This is a genomic window from Paenibacillus cisolokensis (assembly GCF_018403665.1).
Classification (GTDB): domain Bacteria; phylum Bacillota; class Bacilli; order Paenibacillales; family Paenibacillaceae; genus Paenibacillus_AH; species Paenibacillus_AH cisolokensis.
Genome location: NZ_BOVJ01000107.1, coordinates 1 through 20218 on the forward strand (window position 1 = coordinate 1; position 20218 = coordinate 20218).

Sequence of the window (20218 nt, forward strand, 5' to 3'; positions counted from 1 at the left end):
GGCCGTAGAGCTTTTGCAGCATTGTTCCGATAATGCAAGCGGGAAAGGTCCAGCAGGTACGCTATCGGACGCGCGATCGGGGCGACGCGAGCGTATAGTGCCCAGCAGGTGCGCTATCGGACGCGCGATCGGGGCGACGCGACGTATAGCGCCCTGCAGGTAGGCTATCGGACGTGCGATCGGGGCGACGCGAGCGTATAGCGCCCAACAGGTAGGCTATCGGACGCGCGATCGGGGCGACGCGAACGTATAGCGCCCAACAGGTAGGCTATCGGCCCCCCGACGGTTTGACCCGCTACCGGGGAGCTGCGATGCAGGGCCGCATGGACATGTTCGGTTGGATTACGAGGATTCGAAACTACCGCGTATGGGCGACCGCCATCGGCGCCGTTTCGTACGCGATCGCAATTGCCGGCTGCGGGTTTAGGCGGAATAAGGTCGGGATAACATAGACGAAGGGGCGGGGCGGCTGGCGGAAATTCGGCAGAGGTCGCGCGTAACAGCGCGCAACCTCTACGCATCGCGGACGCGATCGATCGCTTCGGCCATCGTCCGGTCGGTCAGATGGGCGTAGATTTGCGTCGTTTCGGGCGAAGCGTGACCGAGCTGCTCCTGCGTTTTGTAAATATCGTTGCGCAAATAGTAGTCCGTCGCGAACGAATGGCGCAGCTTGTGAACGGACAGGTACGGTTTGCCGAACCGTTTGGCGTATTTGATTACCATTCCTGAATGGCGCGCTTCGTCATCCGGGAGCCTTCGGACTTCCCGTTGGCGATGGCGAGAAACAGCGCCTTCTCGCGCTTCGGCGCTTTGTAGCGGGTTTCGCGCATCGACAAATATGCCTGCAGATCGGCGACCGCTTCCTGGCGAAAATAAACCGGCGTCTTGAAGGTATCGTCGTTTTTCCCTTTTCGGTATACATAAGTAAGCTTTTTCTTCAAATCGATATCGTCGACATCCAGATTGACGACCTCGGAAACGCGCAGCCCGGAATGAAGGATGAGGCTGACGATGCAGGCGTCGCGCGTCCGGTTCAGTTCGTAGGCGTACAAAGCCTGCTTGTTGCTCGCGACGTCGGCGCCGTAGCCGTGCTTGACGTATTCGAGAAACTCGGCAATTTCCTCTTCCTGCAGCAGCTTGCCTTCCAGCTTGGCCGCCGTATCCTTCGGCTTATGGGTGCGCTTGATCGAAATTTTGGCCATGACGTTGCGCTTCAGCAGCGGGTAGAATTGTTCGTCCTCGGCGATCTGGCTCAAGTAATGGAAGAGCGAGCGGAGCGAAGACAGCTTGCGCGTAATCGTGACGCGGCTGTTCGTCTGCTGCTGCCGTGTCGACAGAAACATCCGGAAGCCGTCGATATTGTCCATATGCAGCCTTTCGAGCTCCTCCAGCTTGATGTCGCGTATCGTGGGCCCTTCCGCAAGCCCTTCGGCCAGCAAATAGGAAAAAAACGTTTCGTAATCCCGCACGTACTCGAGCAAAGAAGAAGGCGACAGATCGGGCAGTTTGTAGCCGATAAACTTCTCGACATACCAGGGCATGGTAGGAAGCTTCTTTTCCAGCTCTTGCCGGTCCTTCGCTTTCAAAATGTTCAAAACTCGTCACCTCGCAGGAACAATGTCAGAGAGAAAGGTTATGATAAGGAAACGCGTCTTCGGCGTTGCCAAACGCATCCAAATGATACGGCGACGCTTCTATTGTAGCAGTATGGCAACCGTCGAACAACTTGGCGGAGCCGTCGGCCGGCAGCGTCCCCAACCCCCGGTATGGTGTTTTTTCCCAAAGAATATGTTACGATCGAACTGAAACCGAAAGGCCGGATTCCGATTGGGACGGCTTTGCCGGATAACTGTTCTTGTTTTCCGATAAAATAACGGCGCTCGGGGAGCGCAGGTTTGGCATAATGTTTGCATAATCTGGCCATTCGTAGTCATTCGACCCTACGACCTTACATCTGAGCGGAGGCTGCATATGAACACGAAAAATATCGCGGGAATTTCACTGGCCGTTATGGGCGCCGGATTTGCGGCGACGTTGGCGCTGCCGGACAGCATATGGACGGAACTGGCCAAAGGGGGGTTCGAAGCCGGGCTGGTCGGGGGCTTTGCCGATTGGTTTGCCGTAACGGCGCTGTTCCGCCATCCGATGGGCATTCCGATTCCTCATACCTCGCTGCTGCTGCGGAATCGGGACAAAATCGTCAATGCGCTCGTATCGGCGATGGAGAACGAGCTGCTGAACAAGGAGAGCATCAGCGCCAAGCTGAAGAAGCTGCAGCTGCTGCGGCTCGCGGCGACGGGTGCGACGAGACTGCTCGCCCGCCGCGACGTACGGATCGCGCTGCTCGATTACGCGCAAAAGCTGATCGCCCGGACGGAGCCGGAACGGCTTGTCCCGCACATTCGGCCGATTCTCGCTTCCTTCGTCCGCCAGGCGGAGCTGCGGGAGCCTCTCGCCCGCGCAGCGGACGCGGTCATCGACGGACGGTACGACGAACGGGCGTTCGATTACCTGCTGAACGAAGCGCAAAATTGGGTGCGGAAGCCGGGAACACAATATTTGCTTGGTCGGCTGGCGCTGGACAAGCTGAATGAAGCGCAGGTAGGCGGTTTTCTCGGTTTTGCGGTTCAAGCGTTCGCCGGATTCATGAACGAAGACAAGCTCGGCGGCTTGCTTCAGCATATGATCGTGACCGCGCTGGAGGATCTGGGCAAAGACGACAATGTCTACCGCCATTCGATCGTGATGGAAATCCGCGAGCGAATGCACGCTTTGGCCGACAACGAGGAACTGCATGCCCGCTGGAAAGCGTGGGCGGAAAACGCCGTTGCAGGCGAGACGTTCGAGCGGTTCGCAGTCGGTCGCTTGAACGAAGCGAAGGAATGGCTCATCGGCTGGACGGAGACGGAGAAGCGGAACGGAGGGAAAGCCGTTTTCCGCGCTTACCGGGCGCTGCGCCGCTTCATCGACCGCGACCCCGCCATGATCGAGGCGTGGGAGAGCAATCTGCGTGATTATGCGACGAGGCTCGTCGAGCAAAATCATTACCGGATCGGCCGGCTGGTCAAAGAAAATGTGGACCGGATGGACGACAAGACGCTCGTGGCGATGCTGGAGCGGAAGGTTGGCAAAGATTTGCAATGGATTCGCGTCAACGGCGCGCTGTGCGGCTTTGTGATCGGCCTTGTGCTGACCGCTCTGCAGATCGCATGGTGATGTTTTTATTTCTCATTTGAAAATTTGGTATATTTAATTTAAAATAGTTATACCAATTACGCCGTAAGAACAGCGAGAATAACATATGCAATGAAATGTCTACGATCCGAAATATTCGATGTAGAATGGAGAGAAGTGACTCGACGTGCCCGACAAGAGACCTTTATACCAAGTGATTCTGGACGATTTGAAGGAGAAAATCGAAACCGGATACTATGCGCCGGAAGCGCAGCTGCCGACGGAAGTGGAGCTGGCCGAGCAGTATGGCGTCAGCCGGATCACCTCGAAGCGGGCGCTTATCGAGCTGGAGCGGGACGGAATGATCTACCGCAAGCGCGGCAGCGGCAGTTACGTCAAGCCGCGGGAAGAGCCGGAGCCGGTGCGGCAGGACGAAATCCGGAGCGCCGGTCCGATCATTTCGATGATTTTGCCGTATATGGCGACGAGTGAGCTCGAATATATTAAAGGCGCTGCCGATTATCTGGACTCCAAAGGATATTATTTGAGCATTCATAACAGCAATTGGAGCAAGGAGAAGGAAAAGGAATTGCTTGTCCGGCTCCCGAGAAGCGGCATCAACGGCATTATTCTATATCCGCTCAGCACGATCAGCAACGTGGAGACGGTCAATGCGCTCAGCAGCAACGGCTACCCGCTTGTCACGGTAGATCAATATTTCGACAAGCTTAACGTCAGCAGCGTCGTATCCGACAACTACAGCGGCGGCTATATGACGGCAAGCAGGCTGATCGAGCTCGGCCATGAACGGATTGCCTTCGTTTCCAGCATCAGCATCGAATACCGAAGCTCGGTCCGGGACCGCTACCTCGGTTATTGCCAGGCGATGAAGGATCACCGGATCGCCATTGATCCGGAGCTCGTATACACCGATTTCTACCGCGACGTAGACGACAGCAATGCGCGCGAGTTTTACCAATCGATGCTGGCCTCGCTGCTGGCGAAGCGAGTGACCGCGATCCAGGCAGAGCACGATCTGCTCGCGGCCGATCTGCTCAAAAATGCGCTCGAATCCGGCATCGGCGTGCCTAGCGAGCTGTCGATCATCGGGTTTGACAACCATGAAATTTCCGGCCATGTGGAAGTCCCGCTGACGACGGTGGCGCAAAATTATTACCACTTGAGCCGAAAGGCGGCCGAACTGATCGTCGACATTATCGAGAATCGGAATACCGGGCATCAGATGATCAAAATTCCGGTCACGATGATCGAACGCCAGTCGACAGCCGTACGCCATGTCCGCGCCTGAACATGCAAGATGATAATAGAGCTTTCCGAACGCTCCGGCGTGCGGAAAGCTCTTTTCAGTTGCGGGCGAAACACGTCCTTCTTTTACCTTCTTCCGCTCCGTCCGGGGCGGCTGCGATGGCGTTCGAAATCGCAAAAATTCTTTATATTAGATATATCAAATTATTTACAATTGATTCGATCGGGGATATAATAGGCGCAATAAGAGTTTATGGTATATCAATTTTCGGATAAGTCGGTATACCATATTCATTCTTATTGTCGTCGCACAGCAGGGGACGGGAACACCTTTTCAAGGCGAAGGGGGCAAAGCGGGAAATCAAAGGGGTCATGGGTTGCATTCGGTTTTTCGCACTACTGTCAAATATTCCGGAGATGGAGGCGGTAAAGTGAAAGCGCTTAAAAAACCTTTTCTGCTCATTTGTCTAATGCTGTTCGTCATCATGGCGGCTTGCTCGGGAAATACGGAGAAACCGCAGGATCAGGGAAATGCCGGAGGGGACGCGCCGGCCGCCGAACAAACCGGCAGCAACGGCGAGGAAACGAAACCGGAAGCGGAGCCGGAGCAGTCGGATGAGAAAATATTCGATCTGAACGGGGAAACGGTCAAGATCGGATTGTGGTGGGACGGCGCCGATCCGCGCGAGACGAAGGCGGAAGAGCGGACTCCGGCCGCGGAAATGATGGTGAAGAAGATTGAAGAAGTAGAGAAGAAATACAACGCCAAAATCGAATTTGTCAAATTCGCTGACTATGAAAACTATGTGGAGCATTTCACCACGACTTCGCTTGCCGGCGAACCGTTCGCGGATGTCGTCGTGCTGGAGCTGTTCTGGGCGTTCCCGACGCTTGCGGAGAAAGGGCTGATCGAACCGATCGACCAGTGGCTCGACATGTCGGACCCGAAATACAACGAATGGATGAGAACAGGCGGCAGCTACAAAGGCAAGCAGTACGGCCACTATGACGGATCGCCTTCCCCGTACGGATTTTATTACAACAAAACGCTAGTGGAAAAGCTCGGTCTGGAAGATCCGTACGAGCTGCAGCAGAAAGGCGAGTGGACCTGGGATGTGTTCCGCGATTACGTGAAGCGGGCGACGAAAGATACCGACGGCGACGGCAAGACGGATATTTACGGCATCGCGGGAGCGAACGGCGGCGTCAAATGGCTGGCCGAGCAATTCATTTACGTTAACAACGGGGCGGTCGACAAGGATGAGAACGGCGAAATCAAATTTTCGCTCGACAGTCCGCAAGCGATCGAGGCGCTGCAATTCGTCTCGGATCTGTACAATGTCGACAAATCGATCAAGCCGAATGTGGAAGACCAGACGAAAGAATTCGTATCCGGCAACGGCGTCTTCTATGCCGGCTTCAGCTGGGAGCTGAGCGGTCTGATCGAAGGGCTGGCCGGCCAGGAGATCGGGTACGTATTTCTGCCGAAAGGTCCGAACGCGGACGATTATAAAAGCTATACCCCGTTCGGCAATATGTATTTTGCCGCCAAGTATTCGAAAACGCCGAAGCGGCTATGCATATTTACGATGAAATCAATCTGTACGGCGAAGGGCGCAAATTGACCGAGGAATCGTGGGCCATGTCCTGGCCGTCCAAGGAATCGCTCGACACCCGCAAACAGATGTATGACAAGATCGGCTACATTTCCTATTATGCCGTTCCGGACGGCGAAAAGCTGTTTGAAAGCGTCGTCAAAGACATTACCGACGGCAAGGTGACGCCGGCTACTGCGGTCGACAAAGTCAAGCAGCAGTTCGAAGCGAATATCGGCAAGCTGCTCAGCGATAGCAAGTAAAACGGTACAGCTGTTCAATGCGCCATGCTTCTCCTTCCCGGCGCCTGCCGGCGCGGGAAGGAGAAGCCCGAACGAAGAGGGGGTAGGACATGCGGCGGCCGATCCAGTTCATGATTGGTTTATCGCTCGTTATCATTGCGGCCGCATCCGTGGCGTGGCCGCTGTCCGGCACGAAGGCGCGCCAGGCGGTGACCGTGGGACCTTCGCCGGTCGGCCCGACCGCCATGGTTGCGGGCGGTTCCTACAAGCAGGGGAGCTACGACGAATATTTGTCCGGGGTGACGGCGTCCGCCGAACGTCCCGGCATCGAAGTAAGGGTGGAGGGCGAGAGCTACACCCGTGTCGAGGGGATGGACGCAGCCGCGGCCGAAGACGAGGAAGGCAGGCCGGGAGCGGCGGTATGGACGGACGAAACCGGCACCGTCACATGGGAATTCGACGTTCCGCAGACGGGGCTGTACAATCTGCAGTTCAAATATTTCGTACCGGAAGGCAAAGAATCGGACGTCGAGCGCGAGCTGCGGATCGACGGCGAGCTGCCGTTCGCCGAGGCCCGCAGCATCGTCTTCCACCGCGTCTGGAAGAACGAAACGAACGCGTTCGAGCGGGACGAACAGGGCAACGATCTGATGCCCGCCCAGGTGGAAGTGCGCATGTGGCAGGAGACGGTACTGAAGGATACGACCGGTTACTACACGGAACCGTATCTGTTTTATTTTACGGAAGGGAAACATGCGCTGTCGCTGACGTCCGTGAAAGAACCGCTGACCATCGATTATTTCAAGCTGCTGAATGTGCCGGAGGAGCCGGCGTACGCCGAGGTGAAGGCGGAATACGAGGCGAAAGGCTACCGGAATGCCGGGAGCGTCCCGATTAAAATCCAGGGCGAGCATACGGCGCGCAAGTCGTCGCCGACGCTGCTTCCGTACAATGACCGCTCCGATCCGGCGGTCGAGCCGTTCCATGTGTCGAAAGTGCGCAACAACGCGATGGGCGGATGGGGCTGGCGGCTGCCGGGACAGCGGATCGAGTGGGAATTCGAAGCGCCGGAGGACGGCCTGTACACCATCGCCCTGAAATTCCGCCAGAACTATTTGCGCGGCGGTTATGCCGTGCGGAGCTTGACGATCGACGGCAAGCTCCCGTTTCGCGAAGCGGGCCGCATCGCGTTCCCCTACAGCAGCGACTGGCAGATGGGAGTATTGGGATCGGATGAGGAGCCGTATCGGTTTTACTTGACGAAAGGCACGCATACGATCGGGCTGGAAACGACGCTCGGGGATATGGCCGCCGTCATTCGGGCGATCGAGACGACCATATTGAATCTGAACGCGATGTATCGGGAAATTATCAGCTATACCGGCACCGTGCCCGATTCGTTCCGCGACTATCAGCTCGACCGCCGCATTCCGCATATGATCGACGTATTCCGGCGGGAAAGCGCCAACCTGTACGCAGTCGCGGACTTGATCGAGGGAGCCGGCGACGGCACCGACCGGACCGCCACGATCAAGTCGCTGGCTTATCAGCTGAAGGATATGGCGGAGCGTCCGGATACGGTACCGTCCCGGATCGACCGCTTCAAGACGAACGTCGGCGGACTTGGCGATTGGCTCAATTCGTTCAAGGAGCAGCCGCTCGCGATCGACTACTTGCTCGTCACTTCGCCGGGCGAGAAGCTGCCGCAGCCGGAGTCGTCCTTCTTCCGCAGCGCGGCGAGCGGCGTCCGCTCGTTCCTCGCTTCGTTTACGGAAGATTACGACGAATACGGCACCGAGGACGACCAGGCGATATCCGTCTGGCTGACTACGGCCAGGGACCAGGCTCAGGTGCTGAAACGTCTGATCGACGATTCCTTTACCAAGGAGACCGGCATCAAGGTCAGTCTGAAGCTGGTCAATCCCGATGTCGTCCTGTCCGCCACGATCGCGGGGAAAGGACCGGACATCGCCCTGCAGCTGTCCAACGAGCAGCCGGTCAATTACGCGACGCGCAATGCGCTGCAGCCGTTAAGCGACTTTCCCGATTTCGCCGAGGTGGCGGCCCGTTTTCACGACAGCGCGCTCGTGCCTTATGAGTTCGGCGGCCGCTACTATGCGCTTCCCGAGCAGCAGACGTTTCCGGTCATGTTCTACCGCAAAGACATTATGGACGAACTGAAGCTGGAAATCCCGCAGACATGGGATGACGTATACGAGATGATTCCGACGCTGCAGAAGCAGAATCTGATCTTCGGGCTTCCCGGCAGCGAGACGGCGACGCAGACGCCGAGCTCCACGCTGATGCCGAGCTCCGCGTTGACGATGATGCTGTATCAGCGGGACGGCACCTTGTATACCGACAACGGCATGAAGAGCAATCTGGACAGCAAAGCCGGCATCGAGGCGTTCACCGCCTGGACCGATTTGTTCGTCAGCTACAAGCTGCCGATTCAGATCGACTTTGCGAACCGGTTCCGGACGGGCGAGATGCCGATCGGCATCGCCGATTATACGATGTACAACATGCTGAGCGTGTTCGCTCCGGAGCTGAAAGGGTTGTGGGAATTCGTGCCCGTACCCGGCATGCCGGCGGAGAACGGGCAAATTCGCCGCGATGTCGGCAGCAACGGGACGGGAGCCGTCATGTTCAAATCGGCGAAAGACAAGGAAGCGGCGTGGTCGTTCCTGAAATGGTGGACGAGCAAGGAGACGCAGCTGGCATTCGGCCGGCAAATGGAAATTCGTCTCGGCACGTCGGCGCGCTACCCGACCGCCAACCTGGAAGCATTGTCGCTGTTGCCGTGGCCATCGCAAGATTACCGAAGGCTGATGGAGCAGTTCGAGTGGGTGCACGGCAATCCGGAAGTGCCGGGAGGATACATGACCGGCCGCCATGTCGACAATGCATTCCGCAAAGTTGTCGTGCAGGGCGACGATCCGAGGGAAGCGATGGAATATTATGTTCGATACATGAATGAGGAAATTACGCTGAAGCGCAAAGAGTTCAATCTACCTTACGAGGAGTGAGGGGCCATACGGAAAGCATTCGTCGAAATCAAGAGGCATAGGCAGGCATATGTGCTGATGGCGCCGTATTTCCTTATTTTCACCACCTTTACGGTTGTTCCGGTTGTCATGTCTTTGCTGCTCAGCTTCACCCATTACAATATGCTGGAACCGCCGACATGGGCGGGCTGGTCGAACTATATCCGTCTGCTGGTCCAGGACGACGTGTTCCTCATCGCGGTAAAAAATACGATTCTGTTCGCCGCAATAACCGGCCCTATCAGCTATATGGCCTGCTTTCTGTTTGCCTGGCTCATCAACGAGCTGCCTCCGAGGCTGCGCGCGTTTCTGACGCTTGTGCTGTACGCGCCGTCCATCTCGGGCAACGTTCTGCTGATCTGGCAGCTGCTCTTCTCGAGCGACTCCTACGGCTACGCCAACTCGTTTCTGATGAGCTGGGGCTTCATTCTCGAACCGGTCCAATGGCTGCAGGACCCGCGATATATGCTGGGCATCCTCATTATCGTCCAGCTCTGGCTCAGTCTGGGAACCTCGTTCCTCGCCTTTATCGCCGGCCTGCAAAATGTGGACCGCACGATGTACGAAGCCGGCGCCATCGACGGCATCCGCAACCGGTGGCAGGAGCTGTGGTTCATTACGCTGCCGGCGATGCGGCCGCAGCTCATGTTCGGAGCGGTCATCCAAATTTCGACGGCATTTGCCGTTGCGGAAGTGTCGGTCAATCTGCTCGGCTTTCCGAGCGTCGACTATGCCGGCCATACGATCGTGACGCACCTGATGGATTTCGGCACGATCCGGTTCGAGCTCGGCTACGCGTCGTCCATTGCCACGGTATTGTTCTCGATGATGCTGCTGACCAACCTGCTCACGCAGAAGCTGCTGAGAAAGGTAGGGGAATAGCATGAGAATCATCAAGGCATACAAATTCAAACGTTTGAACCGGTCCCTGGGCGTCGATCTGCTGCTGTTCGCCGTCATCGGCATGGTCGCCTGCTTCATGGCGCTGCCGCTTGTGTTCACGATCAACAACGCATTCAAGCCGATTGACGAAATTTTCCAATTTCCGCCCAAGCTGTTCGTCCGCAATCCGACGTTTAAAAATTTTATCGATCTGGTCCATATATTCAACGATTCGTGGGTCCCGTTTTCCCGCTATATCTTCAACACCTTTTTCATTACAACGACGGGAACGGCCGGCCACGTGCTGCTTGCGTCGGCTGCCGCCTATCCGCTCGCCAAGATCAAATTTCCGGGCCGTTCGGTGCTGTTCAGCATCGTCGTCCTGTCGCTGATGTTCACGTCCCATGTGACGCAGGTGCCGAACTATATGACGATTTCCTGGCTCGGCTTGATCGACACGTACTGGGCGATCATTCTGCCCGCATTCGGGATGACGCTGGGCTTGTACCTGATGAAGCAATTCATGGAGCAAATCCCCGACGCGCTTATCGAAGCGGCCAAAATGGACGGCGCCAGCGAATACCGGATCTTCTGGCAGATCGTCATGCCGATGGTCAAGCCCGCCTGGCTGACGCTTATCATTTTTGCCCTGCAAAATTTGTGGTCGGGCAGCGCCATCAAATTTATTTACAGCGAGCAGCTCAAGACGATCAATGACGTATTCGGGCAAATCGCCGCCGGCGGCATCGTGCGCACCGGACCGGTCGCGGCCGTGACACTGCTCATGATGGTCGTGCCGATCACGGTCTTTATTGTGACACAGAGCAACATTATTCAGACGATGTCGACGTCGGGTCTGAAAGATTGACAGGGGGGAGCCGCTTGAGAAGAACGATAGCCATATTGTTCGCCATGGCGATCTTGATCGGTTTGGCTGCTCCCGCACATGCCGGATCGGACAGCTACACTTACAATTATTGGGGCGATGCCGTTCCTTCGCCGGTGCCGTACACGCTGCTACGGACGATCGACGGGGAGAGCCTGGGCGTCGGACCGTTATCCAATCCGCAGGATCTGTATGTCGGACCGGACGGCCGCGTCTATATCGCGGATACGGGCAACAACCGGATCGTCATCCTGGACCGGAATCTGAACGCGGTGCGCGTCATCGCGGAGTTCGGCAACGGCGGCAGCGCGGATTCGTTCGGCCAGCCCGAAGGGGTGTTCGTCGATCACAAGGGCCGGATTTTCGTCGCCGATACGCAGAACCGCAGACTGGTCGTCTTGAATGCGGACGGCACGCTGCTGCGGGAGATCGGCGCGCCGGAAACGACGCTGCTGCGCAGCGGCTTCCGGTATACGCCGATCAAAGTCGCCGTCGACAAGGCGGAGCGGATCTATGTCGTCAGCAGAGGCTCTTACGAGGGCATTATCGAGTTCGATTCGGACGGGCGCTTCGTCGGTTTCCTCGGCACGAACCGGGTCAAGTTCGACCCGCTCGATCTGTTCTGGAAACGGATATCGACGAAAGCGCAGCGCGATCAGATGGAACAGTTCATTCCGCTGGAATTCAACAATCTGGATCTTGACGGCAAAGGGTTTATTTACACGACCACCTCGGAGGAGGATGCCAGCCGGCCGATCAAAATGCTCAATCCGTCGGGCGCCGACATCTTGCGCGCCAAAGGTTATTTTCCGCCGAAAGGCGATATTCGCGCGCCGCAGACGGGAAGCCGGCCGGGCAGCTCGATCTTCATCGACATCGCCGCCGACGAAGGCGGAATGTACAATGCGCTGGACTCGAAGCGCGGCCGCATTTTCACGTATGACAAAGACGGCAATCTGCTGTATACGTTCGGCTCGCTCGGCAGCGAACGGGATCAGTTCCGCACGCCGTCGGCGATCGATACGATCGGGAACCGGATGATCGTTCTCGACAAGGATTACAACCGCATCTCCGTGTTCGAGCCTACGCGCTACGGCCGTCTGATCCGGGAAGCGGTCATCGCGCTCCATAACGGCGAGTCCGACAAAGCCGCCGAAGCGTGGGAGCAAGTGCTGCAACTGAACGCCAATTTCGATGTCGGCTACATCGGAATCGGCAAATCGCTGCTCAAGAACGGCGACAATCGCCAGGCGATGGCCTACTTCAAGCTCGGCAACAACCGGGAGTACTATTCGGAAGCGTTCAAGCGCTACCGGAAGGAAATCGTCATCGAAAGATTCGGCACGTTCGTCACTGCCGCCGCTGCAGCCGCCGTTCTCGTCTTCGCCGTTTACAGGTTCAGCCGTCGAAAAATCGCCGCGGGGAGCTTTTACAAGGAAATCGGCGTATTGCGCAACCCGTTTTATACGATGATACATCCGTTCAACGGCTTCTGGGAAATGAAGTACGAGCATAAAGGCCGGTTAAAAGTCGCGCTGCTCATTCTGTTCGGCCTTGCCGTCGTGACCATTGTGAAGCGCCAGTACAGCGGCTTTGTCGTGAATTTCAACAACTTGTCCGAACTGAACAGCTTGCAGGAGCTGCAGTACATCTTGCTGCCGTTCCTGCTCTGGTGCGTGGCGAACTGGTCGCTTACGACGCTGATGGACGGCGAAGGGACGTTCAAGGACATCGTCATGGCGACCGGTTACGCGCTCATGCCGCTCGTGATCGTTTATATTCCGCAGACGCTGTACAGCCGCGTCATCTCGGGTGATGAGAGCTCGTTCTATTACTTGCTGGAAGCGATCGCCTGGATCTGGTTTGTCGGCCTGTTGTTCGTCGGAACGATGACCGTTCACCAATTTACGGCGGGCAAGACGTTCGTGACGATGCTGCTGACAATCATCGTCATCGGCATTCTGATGTTCCTCGGCGTGCTCTTCTTCAGCATGATGCAGCAAATGATCGGCTTTATCGCTTCGATTTATCGGGAGTTGACGTTCCGTCTATGACCGCCCGGGATGACAAGCCGACAGGAGGGAGGGATTGATTTGACCGGATGGATCAAAACAGCGATCGGCCTGCTGTGCGTCTGCATCGTCGCCGGATCGTTCGCCGCGATGGCGGCCGGGAATACGGCTTCACAGCCGGAAACGCATACGGCCGCCCGTCCGGGCGAAACGGAAGCGTCCGCGGCGCCGGCGAATTCGGCAGCCGAAGCATCCGATCGGAGGCCGGAACGTCCGGCCGCTCCGGCGTTGCCGGCCACTACGACGGCTAATACGACCCATACTGCCAATACGGCCAAGGAGCTCGAAGCGCTCCGCGCGATGGAACGGATGGCCGAGAACGAAACGCTCGTGCTGTACGCCAACCGGAACACGGCGGAAATCGCCGTGAAAGACAAGCGGGACGGCTATGTCTGGTTTTCCAATCCCGCCGACCGCGACGAGGATCCGATCGCGTCTCCGCTCTACAAGGCGGAGAGCGCTTCGCAGGTGATCGTATCCTATTATAACGAGAAAGGCCAAATCAACACCATGAACAGCTATGCGGAAAGCGTGCAGAAAGGGCAATTTACGCTCGAACAAACGGGGGCCGGCCTCAAAGTGGTATACGAGCTTGGAAGCGCAGCCGCGGCGACGAGCAACGTGCCGCAGCGCATCAGCAAGGAGCGGATGGAAGAGGCGATCTTGAACCGTATCGAGGACGCCGACGTCCGGGAGGATGTCGCCTTCAAATTCCGGTTTAATGAAGAGGCGCAAGTTTACGAGCTGCGGAAGCTGCAGGATTATGTACTGGAGGAACTGTCCGCGACGCTTGCGTCGATCGGCTATACGGCGGAGGACGCGGCCATGGATCAAGGGGAAGGAGACGGCAGCGCGGCCGCGGCCGAGAAACCGTCGTTTACCGTACCGCTTGAATACGAGCTGGACGGCGAGCATCTTGTCGTGAAGGTGCCGCTTGCGGAGCTGCGTTATGCCGAGACGTATCCGATCGCCCATTTGCAGCTGCTGAAGCACTTCGGCGCAGCCGGCAGCTCGAAAACCGGCTATCTGTTCGTACCGGACGGAACGGGCGCGCTCATCCGTCTCAATAACGGACGATTGAACGCCGAAGCGTTCAGACGGGCGGTCTACGGCGACGACGGCACCTTCGATGTGAAGGAAGCGCCGCAGCAGAGCGAGCTGGTCCGGCTGCCCGTGTTCGGCATGAAGCAGAACGATCACGCCTTCGTGGGCATGATCGAGGACGGCGACGCGCTGGCTGCCGTCATGGCCGATATCGGGGGGCGGAACGATTCCTACAACACCGTCGGCGCGCAGTTCAAAATTGTGGCCATGGACCATTACACCTTGACGTCCGGAACGAAATCGAGCTCGGTGCCGATGTTCGAGCGGCAGCCGTATCAGGGCGACATCCTGATCCGGTACGCCTTCCTGAGCGGAGACGAAGCGGATTACGCGGGAATGGCCGTCCGCTACCGGGAGCGGCTGGCGGAGCGCTACGGGCTGACCAGGCTGGAGCCGGGAGACGCTCCGTTCATGCTCGAGCTGGTTGGCGCGTTTCCGAAGGAAAAATCGTTCCTCGGTATTCCGTACAAATCGACCGAATCGCTGACCGGATATGGCGAGGCGCGGCAGCTGCTTCAGGAATTGAAAGCGCAAGGCGTCGGCCGTATCGCATTAAGGTATGTCGGCTGGTTCAACGGCGGGATACGCCACGATCTGCCGTCCCGGGTCCGTCCGATCGGCGCGCTCGGCGGAAAAAGCGGCTTGCGGGAACTGGTGAACTATGCCGAGTCCAATCAGGTGGAGCTGTATCCGGATGTGGCGCTGCAGCAGGCGTACGAGAAGCCGGGCCGTCCGGCGTCGTTCCTGAACCGGAAGACGGCGAAAATATACAAGTACGATCCGGTGAGCGGCGTGCAGGACAAGTCGGCCTTCTCGCATTACATCCTGTCTCCCTCCGCGCTGTTCGGGCTGGCCGAGCGTTTCGCCGCGGCGTACGACGATTACGGCATCGGAGGGTTGTCGCTGCGCGATCTCGGAAGCGAAGTCAACTCGGACTTCGATACGGATCATCCGGTCAGCCGGCAGGATGCGCTGCAGATTGCGCAGCAAACGGCCGCTATGCTGCGGGAGCGGACGGGGAAGCTGATGGTCAGCGGCGGCAATGCGTACAGTTTGCCGTACGCCGGCATGATCGTGAACGCTCCGGACGGAAGCAGCGGCCACAATCTGACCGACGAAACCGTTCCGTTCTACCAGATTGCGCTGCACGGCTATTTCGAGCTGGCGGGGACGCCGTTCAATATGAGCGAACGCCAGGATCCGCATTATGCGGCGCTGCAGGCGCTGGAGACCGGCTCGAACATTTATTATCAGTGGATGTTCAGTCCGTCGTCGGCCGTCAAGGAAACGCCGTACAACGATTTGTACGCGCTGCACTACGGAGACTGGATCGGAGAGGCGGCCGAGCTTTATAAGGAAGCAAGCGAGGCGTTGAAGCGGGTGCGGCATCTGGTCATTACCGACCACCGCAAGCTGGCCGACAATGTCACGCAGACCGTCTTCGAAAACGGCGTGTCCATTATCGTCAATTACAACAATACGGCTGTGCAGGTGAACGGCATGAAGATCGACGCCCGCAGCTACCGGCTGGACGGTGAGCCATCTTGAAAAAAAGGTTAACGCTTGAACAGACGAAGGCGCTCTGGGGCGTCATATTCTGCATCCCGCTCATGACGGGACTGATCATGCTGTTCATCCTGCCGCTTATCCAGTCGTTCCGCTTCAGCCTGAGCTCGATCGAGCTGGTGGAAGGCGGCTTCGATGTCGTCTATCAGGGCTTCGGCCATTATACGGAGCTGTTCACCTCGAACGCGGACTTTCCGCGGGCGCTTGCGGAAGCGGTCGTCAACATGGTCGTCAACGTGCCGATTATTATTTTCTTCAGCCTGTTCGCGGCGGTGCTGCTGAACCAGAAATTCCGGGGCCGGGCGCTCGCGCGGGCGATCTTCTTCCTGCCGGTCATCCTCGCTTCCAGCGCGATCGCCAACATCGATGTCAGCAGCTTCGTCGGCGCGCTGACGAGCGGCAGCGGCAGCGATGAGAGCAATGCGCTGCAGAGCTTCGAGCTGAAGAAGATGCTGCTGGAATCGGGCATTTCGCCCGTCTTCGTCAACTATGTGACCGGCGCCGTCGACCGCATCTACGAAATTATCAGCTTGTCCGGTGTGCAAATTCTGATCTTTCTGGCCGGCCTTCAATCGATCTCGCCTTCGCTCTACGAAGCTTCCAAAATCGAAGGCGCCACCGGCTATGAAACGTTCTGGAAGGTGACATTTCCGATGCTGTCGCCGCTCATTCTGACGAACACGGTCTATTCGATCATCGATTCGTTCACCCATAACAGCATTAACGAATTAATTTCGTCCACCGCGTTCAAGCTGTTCGATTTCGGTCTGAGCGCGGCGATGGCCTGGGTTTATTTTGCGGTTGTGGCGTTCATTCTCGCGACGTCCGCTTGGTTCATATCCAGAAAAGTGTTTTATTACGACTGAAGAGGGGGCGAAAGGGGAATGAAACGGCCAGCCGCATACGCAGAGCAGTTTATCATCAGGTACAATCCTGCGGAACGGGCGAAACGATGGATCTGGATCGTTCTGCGCGCCTTGCTGATTTCCGGATTTTGTTTCATTATCCTGTTTCCGCTGTTTCTTCGTCTGTCGGTCGCGTTCCGCAGCAGAGTCGATATTTACGATCCGACGGTGCTGTGGATTCCCCGGAATTTTACGCTGGAAAACGTCGAGAAGGCGATCGAAGCGATGCAATATGTTCCGGCCACGCTCAATACGTTTGCGATATCGGCCAGTACGACGCTCATTCAGCTCGTATCCTGCGCTCTGGCCGCCTACGCTTTCGCCAGGCTGAAATTCAGAGGAAGCGGTCTGCTGTTCGGACTCGTCGTCTTTACGATCGTCGTTCCGCCGCAGACGATTATGATTCCGCTGTACCTGACGTACCGGTATTTCGACTTATTCGGCTTGATCGGACTGTTCACCGGCAAGGACAGCGTGAACCTGATCGACACGTTCTGGCCGTTCCTCATTTCCTCCGGTACGGCGATGGGCTTGAAGAACGGACTGTACATTTATATTTTCCGCCAGTTTTTCCGGGGCATTCCGAAGGAGATCGAAGAGGCGGCGCTGGTCGACGGGGCCGGAGTGATCCGGACCTTCTACCGCATCATGCTGCCGAACGCGGTTCCCGCCATCGTGACGGTGCTGCTGTTTTCCTTCGTCTGGCAATGGAACGACAGCTATTATGTATCGCTGTTTCTGAGCAAGGTGAAGGTGTTGTCGACAGGGCTGATGGGGATGGGCGTAGCGATCGGCGGAGAGCCCGATCCGGTCTATTTCTCGATTCTGATGAATACCGGCGTTCTGTTGTCCATGGCTCCGCTCATCATTCTGTATCTGTTCGTACAGCGATATTTCGTGGAGAGCGTGGAGCGGACCGGTCTGGTCGGATAACGGCAGGCACGGTTAGGAAGAAACCAATGACAGTCGGGAGGAATGACGGCAATGAAGCAGTTGCGCGGATTTCATATGCGGTTCGGATCGCATGAGGATGTCGGCAATTTGAAGCGGGTCATCCGGGATGAATTGGTGCCGCTCGGCGTCAACGCGTTCGTTCTGGAATGCAATACATCGTTCGTGTTCGAATCGCATCCGGAGGTGTCGGGAGGGACGCTGACGAAGCAGGACGCGCGGGAGTTGTCCGCATTGTGCAAGGAAAACGGCATCCGGCTTATCCCGCTGTTCGAATGTTTGGGCCATCAAGGCTGGGGCGGCTCCCGCAATTCGCTGCTAAGGGCGCATCCCGAGTTCGACGAGACGCCGCATGTGCCGACCGATGCGAAATGGCCGGACTTCTATTGCCCGAGCTGGTGTCCGTCGCATCCGGATATCAATCCGCTCGTCTTCGATCTGATGGACGAGCTCTTGGACGCGTTCGAGGCGGACGCCTTGCACGTCGGCATGGACGAAGTGTTCGCGATCGCGGACGACCAGTGCCCGCGCTGCCGCGGGAAAAACAAGGCGGAGCTGTTCGCGGACGCGGCGAACGCGTATTACGATCATCTGGTGAAGAAGCGGAACGTGCAGATGCTGATGTGGGCGGACCGGCTCATCGATGCGAAAGGGATGGGCTATTCGCAGTGGGACGGCGACGTATACGGCATTTGGCCGGCGGTCGACCGTATTCCGAAGGACGTCATTCTGTGCGACTGGCATTACGACAAGCTCGACGCTTATCCGTCGATCGGTTATTTTCTGGATAAAGGATTTACCGTGTGGCCGTGCTGCTGGAAGACGCCGGAAGCGGCGCTCGATCTGCTGGAGCAGGCGGTCGGGCAGGCGAAGGAGCGGAACGCGCTGGACCGGATGCCGGGGATGCTGGTCACCGGCTGGAACGCGACCGGCGAGAATCTCGTCGCGGCCCTGTTCGGCGACGGCGATCTGGGCGAAGACCCCGGCGACATCCGCGGCATCGCCGCGACGCTGCGCACGGTGATGAAAGCGCTGGACGAGTTGGCGGAAAGCGCGACAGACATGCGCCCTTGAGAAAATACAGGACGGAAGCCGCAGATAGGACGGTTTCCGTCCTGTTTTATGTTTCGGAATCGAGGACGGTTCGTTCGGAAGCCGGTTTACGGATCGCGGGGCATGAAGTAAGATGTGGAAAATACGATAATCAATGAAAATATCCGGCAGAGGATGTGAAGCTCGCGCGATGCGATTATCGGTTGCAAGATTGTTCGCCTACTGGCTCGATGTCGTCATGGCCGCAGCCGTATTGATCGGCTTTCAGGCGCTTCTGTACGCGGTGACGGGCGGGTTTCCGTTCGCTCATCTCAAGTACGGCTATCAAATCATGTTATGGGTTTGGGCCACGATCTCGTTGCCGGTATGGATCTGTTTTACCGGATGCGAAATGCGCTGGCGGCAGACGGCCGGCAAACGGCTGCTCGGGCTTCGGGTAACCGCGGTCGGCGGGAGCGGCCTTCGCTTCCGCCAGGCGCTGACCCGAACGTTCGTCAAGCTGCTGCCTTGGGAGGCGACCCATGTGATCCTGCTCTATCCGGAACCGTGGTGGCAGGGAGCGGTCGATACGGGAAGGGAATGGCTCATTATCATTCCGAATGCGATGATGATCATCTATATTGCCATTCTGTTGGCCGGCAGGGGGAAGCGCGCGCTTCACGATTACATCGCCGGCACGGAAGTCGTAGCGCGATAATGCTCAGCATTCCTGTTCGGCATAAGCGAAAGTTGGGACCGGCGTGCCCTCAAAACGCCGGTTTATCGCTTCGCAGCGGCGGAACCGGCGGCCGTTTCGTTAAATTCGCTGCCCTCGGAAGGCGCAGGAATGGAGAAAGGGTACAGCCGCCCGTCCAGGCTGAAGGAAGTCGTTCCGGTCTCCTCCGATACGACCAGGACGAGCGCATCCGATCTTTCGGACAGGCCGATCGCCGCCCGGTGGCGGGTGCCGAGCTTCCGCCCGCTGAACCGTTTCTTGGTGAGCGGCAAAATGTTGGCCGCGGAAACGATTTTATCGCCCTTGATCAGCACCGCTCCGTCATGCAGCGGGCTGCCGGCGACGAAGATCGACTCCAGGAGCGAGCTCGTAATTTCCGCAGACAAGGGGATGCCCGGGCTGATCAAATCCGCGACCGGAACGTCCCGCTCGATGACGATGAGGGCGCCCAGACGTTTAAGCCGGATTCGCATGATCGATTGCGAAATTTCATCGTACTTGTCGGTGAACGGAGACAGGAAGCATTTCAGATAGTAGGAAGAAGCCAAAGCGCTGGATAGCATGAAGCTTTTGGAAATCTCGTCCAGTTCGTTCAGCAGGCAAGTGTCGTTTTCGTCCAGATCGGCCATAACCCGGTCCAGACGATGGGCGATGGAAGTCAGTTGCGCTTGAAGCTCCTGCTTTAACGGTGAAAAATCGCAATTTTTATCGGTATCCATAACAGCCTCCCTTCCAGCTTTAGCATTGCCTGTCAAGGAAT

General features: G+C 57.4%; 14 protein-coding genes and 1 pseudogene. 13 read left to right on the forward strand and 2 right to left on the reverse strand.

Features of this window, described 5'->3' with window-relative positions; genetic code table 11:
- Nucleotides 1-513: 513 nt before the first annotated feature.
- Nucleotides 514-1595: pseudogene (gene xerS, locus PACILC2_RS15200) on the reverse strand (tyrosine recombinase XerS).
- A 376-nt stretch (nt 1596-1971) separates the two neighbouring features.
- Here xerS and PACILC2_RS15205 point away from each other — a divergent pair.
- From PACILC2_RS15205 to PACILC2_RS15265, 13 genes are all read left to right on the forward strand, one after another.
- Nucleotides 1972-3216: a DUF445 domain-containing protein gene (locus PACILC2_RS15205; RefSeq protein ID WP_213529334.1), complete on the forward strand. Its 1245-nt coding sequence runs from the start codon at nt 1972-1974 to the stop codon at nt 3214-3216.
- A gap of 145 nt (nt 3217-3361) precedes the next feature.
- A complete protein-coding gene (locus PACILC2_RS15210; RefSeq protein ID WP_213529335.1) occupies nt 3362-4483 on the forward strand; it encodes a GntR family transcriptional regulator in 1122 nt (373 codons plus the stop codon).
- Between the two features lie 388 nt (nt 4484-4871).
- Complete coding sequence (locus PACILC2_RS15215; RefSeq protein ID WP_213529336.1) at nt 4872-6065, forward strand: ABC transporter substrate-binding protein; 1194 nt, start codon at nt 4872-4874, stop codon at nt 6063-6065.
- Nucleotides 6017-6298, forward strand: coding sequence for a hypothetical protein (locus PACILC2_RS15220; protein ID WP_213529337.1), 282 nt, complete (start codon nt 6017-6019; stop codon nt 6296-6298). The genes PACILC2_RS15215 and PACILC2_RS15220 overlap by 49 nt, the downstream gene beginning before the upstream one ends.
- A gap of 89 nt (nt 6299-6387) precedes the next feature.
- Nucleotides 6388-9306, forward strand: a complete 2919-nt coding sequence (locus tag PACILC2_RS15225; protein ID WP_213529338.1) for an extracellular solute-binding protein — start codon at nt 6388-6390, stop codon at nt 9304-9306.
- A 6-nt stretch (nt 9307-9312) separates the two neighbouring features.
- Nucleotides 9313-10206, forward strand: coding sequence for a carbohydrate ABC transporter permease (locus tag PACILC2_RS15230; RefSeq protein ID WP_235593430.1), 894 nt, complete (start codon nt 9313-9315; stop codon nt 10204-10206).
- Nucleotide 10207: 1 nt separating this feature from the next.
- Nucleotides 10208-11074, forward strand: a complete 867-nt coding sequence (locus PACILC2_RS15235) for a carbohydrate ABC transporter permease (protein ID WP_213529339.1) — start codon at nt 10208-10210, stop codon at nt 11072-11074.
- Between the two features lie 14 nt (nt 11075-11088).
- Complete coding sequence (locus tag PACILC2_RS15240) at nt 11089-13146, forward strand: YIP1 family protein (RefSeq protein ID WP_213529340.1); 2058 nt, start codon at nt 11089-11091, stop codon at nt 13144-13146.
- 39 nt (nt 13147-13185) lie between these two features.
- Nucleotides 13186-15816: a DUF5696 domain-containing protein gene (locus PACILC2_RS15245; RefSeq protein WP_213529341.1), complete on the forward strand. Its 2631-nt coding sequence runs from the start codon at nt 13186-13188 to the stop codon at nt 15814-15816.
- Nucleotides 15813-16700, forward strand: coding sequence for a carbohydrate ABC transporter permease (locus PACILC2_RS15250; protein WP_307860603.1), 888 nt, complete (start codon nt 15813-15815; stop codon nt 16698-16700). The genes PACILC2_RS15245 and PACILC2_RS15250 overlap by 4 nt, the downstream gene beginning before the upstream one ends.
- An 18-nt stretch (nt 16701-16718) precedes the next feature.
- Nucleotides 16719-17672, forward strand: coding sequence for a carbohydrate ABC transporter permease (locus PACILC2_RS15255; RefSeq protein ID WP_062493005.1), 954 nt, complete (start codon nt 16719-16721; stop codon nt 17670-17672).
- Between the two features lie 51 nt (nt 17673-17723).
- Nucleotides 17724-18764: a family 20 glycosylhydrolase gene (locus PACILC2_RS15260; protein WP_213529342.1), complete on the forward strand. Its 1041-nt coding sequence runs from the start codon at nt 17724-17726 to the stop codon at nt 18762-18764.
- A 169-nt stretch (nt 18765-18933) separates the two neighbouring features.
- The gene (locus PACILC2_RS15265) at nt 18934-19440 is read left to right on the forward strand and encodes an RDD family protein (protein WP_213529343.1); all 507 of its coding nucleotides are present in this window, start codon (nt 18934-18936) and stop codon (nt 19438-19440) included.
- A gap of 62 nt (nt 19441-19502) precedes the next feature.
- On the opposite strand, the gene cdaS is transcribed toward PACILC2_RS15265, so the two are convergent.
- Entirely contained in the window at nt 19503-20177 is a 675-nt protein-coding gene (cdaS, locus tag PACILC2_RS15270; RefSeq protein WP_062493008.1) for a sporulation-specific diadenylate cyclase CdaS, read from the reverse strand.
- Between the last annotated feature and the right edge of the window lie 41 nt (nt 20178-20218).

Excerpts from the sequence above, each read along its gene's own strand:
- PACILC2_RS15205 (WP_213529334.1), top strand. The coding sequence starts at position 1,972 with ATGAACACGAAAAATATCGCGGGAATTTCACTGGCCGTTATGGGCGCC.
- PACILC2_RS15220 (WP_213529337.1), top strand. The coding sequence starts at position 6,017 with ATGCATATTTACGATGAAATCAATCTGTACGGCGAAGGGCGCAAATTG.
- PACILC2_RS15225 (WP_213529338.1), top strand. The coding sequence starts at position 6,388 with ATGCGGCGGCCGATCCAGTTCATGATTGGTTTATCGCTCGTTATCATT.
- PACILC2_RS15235 (WP_213529339.1), top strand. The coding sequence starts at position 10,208 with ATGAGAATCATCAAGGCATACAAATTCAAACGTTTGAACCGGTCCCTG.
- PACILC2_RS15255 (WP_062493005.1), top strand. The coding sequence starts at position 16,719 with ATGAAACGGCCAGCCGCATACGCAGAGCAGTTTATCATCAGGTACAAT.
- PACILC2_RS15260 (WP_213529342.1), top strand. The coding sequence starts at position 17,724 with ATGAAGCAGTTGCGCGGATTTCATATGCGGTTCGGATCGCATGAGGAT.
- PACILC2_RS15265 (WP_213529343.1), top strand. The coding sequence starts at position 18,934 with ATGCGATTATCGGTTGCAAGATTGTTCGCCTACTGGCTCGATGTCGTC.
- cdaS (WP_062493008.1), bottom strand. The coding sequence starts at position 20,177 with ATGGATACCGATAAAAATTGCGATTTTTCACCGTTAAAGCAGGAGCTT.